This window comes from Corynebacterium sp. HMSC062E11 (assembly GCF_001811845.1).
Lineage (GTDB): Bacteria > Actinomycetota > Actinomycetes > Mycobacteriales > Mycobacteriaceae > Corynebacterium > Corynebacterium hesseae.
On the sequence record NZ_KV806823.1, the window covers coordinates 1 to 285 of the forward strand.

Below are 285 nucleotides of genomic sequence, written 5' to 3' on the forward strand. Positions count from 1 at the left end.
GCGCACCGTTGCAACCGTGATATGGAAATCCGGGGCTACTTTCGCACGCTTCCACTCGGTATGTTGCCACGGGGTTGCCGGCAGGTCAGCAAGGAGATGCTGCTCGTGTGCTTCGAAGAGATCCCTGCGGCTTGACTGCTGACTGCGAAACGGCACGGAGGTGTTGATCGCATCGACTAAGCCCACAATCTTTCCGTTGAGCTCATCTAAGTCAACACACTGGTGGTCTTCAAGGGCGTGGATGATCTTGTGCGTGACGATCTTTACCGCAGCTTCCACATTTGC

At 55.4% G+C, this 285-nt stretch carries 1 pseudogene; it reads right to left on the minus strand.

Annotated elements, in window-relative coordinates:
- Nucleotides 1-285: pseudogene (locus HMPREF2822_RS09620) on the minus strand (IS21 family transposase); the annotation flags it as partial.